Annotated in this window: 4 protein-coding genes; 3 read left to right on the top strand and 1 reads right to left on the bottom strand. The window is 32.1% G+C overall.

The genetic code is table 11. The annotated features are described in order from the left end of the window. The 3 genes from RHOW815_RS07365 to RHOW815_RS07355 form a co-directional block, all read left to right on the top strand. The coding region (locus RHOW815_RS07365) for a hypothetical protein (RefSeq protein WP_215217672.1) at positions 1-379 on the top strand (379 nt) is incomplete at its 5' end. Between the two features lie 436 nt (positions 380-815). Continuing rightward, complete coding sequence (locus tag RHOW815_RS07360; RefSeq protein WP_215217671.1) at positions 816-2,024, top strand: hypothetical protein; 1,209 nt, start codon at positions 816-818, stop codon at positions 2,022-2,024. A gap of 178 nt (positions 2,025-2,202) precedes the next feature. Next, complete coding sequence (locus RHOW815_RS07355; RefSeq protein WP_215217670.1) at positions 2,203-2,424, top strand: hypothetical protein; 222 nt, start codon at positions 2,203-2,205, stop codon at positions 2,422-2,424. Between the two features lie 48 nt (positions 2,425-2,472). Here RHOW815_RS07355 and RHOW815_RS07350 read toward each other — a convergent pair whose 3' ends face one another. After that, positions 2,473-3,474 (bottom strand): ABC transporter substrate-binding protein, encoded by a 1,002-nt coding sequence (locus RHOW815_RS07350; protein WP_256439936.1) that lies wholly within the window; start codon positions 3,472-3,474, stop codon positions 2,473-2,475. Between the last annotated feature and the right edge of the window lie 111 nt (positions 3,475-3,585).

Raw genomic sequence — 3,585 nt, 5'->3', positions numbered from 1 at the left:
ACAAGCCAACTTGACAACAACCTCTTTAGAGGAAAAAGACCAAGAGCTTTCTAGTCTGAATGAAACTTTACAACGTTTAAAAGATGAAAAAAATACTTGTGAAGCTAACAAAGCTAACTTAACAACAACCTATAATATAACTCTAGAAGAGAAAGATAGAGAGATCACTCAATTAAACAAACAAGCCAACTTGACAACAACCTCTTTAGAGGAAAAAGAGCAAGAGCTTTCTAGTCTGAATGAAACTTTACAACATTTAGAAGATGAAAACAATATTTGTAGTGTTAAGCTTCTTAAGGAGGTACAAACAGCCATTGCGTTAGAAAAAAAGAGGCGGAGTACTCAATCAAAACTTGGTAGCATTCCTGCGCAAAAGTAATTTTTTATGTTTATAAGATGAAAGCTAACTGAGAAGCAAAGCTAAAGTTGCAACGGTTAAAAAAATTATAAAATGGAGCTAGAGTAATATGTCAATTCCTTGAAATTTTCATTGTAATAGATAAGACTTAAATTGACACTTAATAGTAAGTAGCAAAGAAAAACAGCTTTTTCAACTAAGGCATGATACCTTAGTTGAAAAAGCAAATACCAAAATGATAACTTATAAATATATAGTAGTGCCGACTCAAACGGCTAGCTTAATGAAGTTCAAGTCAACGACTTGAAACTTGTCATTAATCCTAAATAGAAAAAGATAAAAAGAATAACTAATATTATAAATAAAAAATGACTATAAATACGGCTTATGTCTATTTATATTTGTTATCTTAATATATTAAAAATGCATCAAATCATCTTACTTTGGATATAAAAAAATGAATCCTATAATCTCTGTTTCAAATAATACAATAAACATGTCTTCTATGATTTTTTTTCCTGGAGGAAATATCAATGATCTAGGGCTACCTTCCTTTAATCAAAAAAAACACGAAGTAGCAGTTTTAGAAACTGACAATGGTTTTACAAAATATCCCTTTAATCAAATAGACAAAATAGCAGGGTTAAAAACTAGCAATAATTTTACAAAAAATCTCTTTAATCAAAAAAAAAAAGTAGTAGTTTTAGAAATTGACAATGACTTTACAGGTCCAAAATATAATAACATTCCACGGTCCAGACGTTTAAGAGCTATTCATAACAAAGGTAATAAAAGAAGTTCTGTGCCTCACAATATGAATTTGATCTTTCAAGGAAAAACAACTCGGTTAACAACGCCTGAATCAACTACAACAACAGCTGATTCTATATATCCTCCTAGGTTTGAAATGCTAATGAATCTTTTCAATACTAGTCAAGTAAATGATTTACCATTAAAAGAAACAGACTTCTATCCAGGTTTTTTAGATGAAGCTGTACAAGTAATTAATCAAATTCGAATCAATCTAAGCTCTCCTCTAGACCTCACTGAAATAGACTTAAAAAAAAACAGGGAAGATTATGACAAATTTATTATGATTATTATTGAATATTCATCACTAAACATACGACAAGATCCTGAACAATATTCTAAAATTAATCGTATAACGAAAGCTATTATTGATGTTTTTCCAGAATATTTTTCTCTAGAAGAATCAACTACAATACTTGAACTAACTCAATCAACAACTGCTCCAGAAACAACAGTTAAACAAACAAAACTAACAGCTGCTACTTCAACAACAATATCTGAACCAAACACAACATCTGAACCAAACACAACATCTGAACCAAACACAACAACAGAATCAATAACACTTGAGCTAACTCAATTAACAACTGCTCCAGAAACAACAGTTAAACAAACAAAACTAACAGCTGCTACTTCAACAACAATACCTGAACCAACCACCACAACAACAGAACCTAAAATAACTCAATCAACAAATAGTCAACCATTGATTGTATCAATAGCATTAGGTACATTGGCATTTGGAAGTTTATTAGCTGGTATTTTCATGTTTAAGAAAAAAAGAAGATATAAGTATAGTTTACATCTCGATAATAACTTAAAAACTTCACAGAGACAAGGCCATACTCAAGTATAATTTGTAATAGATAGGACTTAAATTGACACTTAGTGATAAATAGTAAAAAAACAGCTTTTTCAACTAAGGCATCATGCCTTAGTTGAAAAAGCAAATACCAAAGTGTTTAGTCTCAAAGTGTGATGGAGTGGGTTAATTCTAATGAACTTTAAATTTTCATGACAAAGAAGTATGATACTTGAAAGATCTTGAATCGGTTCACTTCCAAAGTATTTGGGAAGATGAGCCAAAAGAGTATCTGCTCAAAGACAAAGAAAAGGGTGTATTGCCTAAATGTATTGTAAATTACATTAATGAATATGGAGCCATTGAAGTAGCTCATAAATACTTACTTGATACCAGAGGTAATGCTATAGGAGTTGCTAGTAGCAGGTGTGAGCAAGTGTATTCATTTGTATAGAAAAAATTTAGTGCATATTCTGATATGTAACTCTCAGGCTTTTACATGTTATTTTTTTACTAACGGATTTTTAGGTTTTTTCTTTATACGAGAATGTTTGTTCTCTTTTTGCACTTCTTTTTGTGCGGGAGACAGGGGAAATAGTAACCTATCTCCCCATAGAGAGATATTAAACTCCAATTCTGGGTTCATAAGATATACATAATTTTTGTGATATAAGGGAATGACAGGCATATCATCGATTAGAACTTTTTCAGCTTTTTCCAGGGTTAATAAGCGCTTGCATCCTTCCTCATAGTTAGAGCGATTCAGTAATTCGATAAACTTTGGATGTTCCCAACCAGTGAAATTTCTTCCATAATTTCTATACTTAAACATTTGAAGGATGTTCATAGGATCATCGTAAAAAGCCAGCCAACTGGAAAGGCAGATTGAATAATCACGGCTATTTAATTTATCTATAGCAATGCTAAAGTCTAATTTCTCTAGTTTAATAAAGATTCCAAATACTTTTGCCCATTGCTGTTGAATGACTTGCACTATCTCATCTGCTGCATAATCCCCGGAGTGATAAAGGAAAGTCAGTGATTTAAAAGCCTCCTTGGTAATACCTAGTTCAGCCATTCCTTCATTGAGCAGAATATTCGCTTGGATGACATCGTTATCTTTGAAAAATTGGGGACATCGGTTTTCTTTTAAGCAAGGTGCAACTAGATTTGTTGCGGACAAGCCCGCTTTGTAAGCAGGACTGATTGCATCTGCTTGTATATTTTTTTTACATCCTTTGCCTAACATTCCGATCAATTCTTGGCGATTAATCGCTAGGGCAAAAGCTCTTCGAATCTTCACATGAGTAAAAGGCGGTTTAGTTGTATTGAGGCAAATAAATACAGAATAAGGTTGTGGCTCTGAGTTAAAGGTCCATGTTTTTTCTAGCTTAGATACCTCTTCTAAAGAAATATCTGTTAAAGAGTCACCAATCATATCAACTGTTCCTTGTTTAAACATTTCTAGTGTTACGTGATCGTTTTCCACAATATTGAATGTAATTTTTGGGGGATGTTGATCTTTTGTTTAGTCTTTTCAAGTTTGAAGTGCACAGAAGAATTAAAAAAAGAATAGGCAGGCGATGAAAGAATCTCTATTGTGATTTTTAACAAT

Origin of the sequence: Candidatus Rhabdochlamydia sp. W815 (assembly GCF_018642185.1) — a bacterium.
GTDB lineage: Bacteria > Chlamydiota > Chlamydiia > Chlamydiales > Rhabdochlamydiaceae > Rhabdochlamydia > Rhabdochlamydia oedothoracis.
The sequence above is the reverse complement of the archived record's forward strand: the minus strand, read 5'-3'. Positions and strand labels throughout refer to the sequence as shown.

What these genes read in the sequence shown, in the direction of transcription:
- RHOW815_RS07360 (WP_215217671.1), top strand. Translation starts at nt 816, where the DNA reads ATGAATCCTATAATCTCTGTTTCAAATAATACAATAAACATGTCTTCT.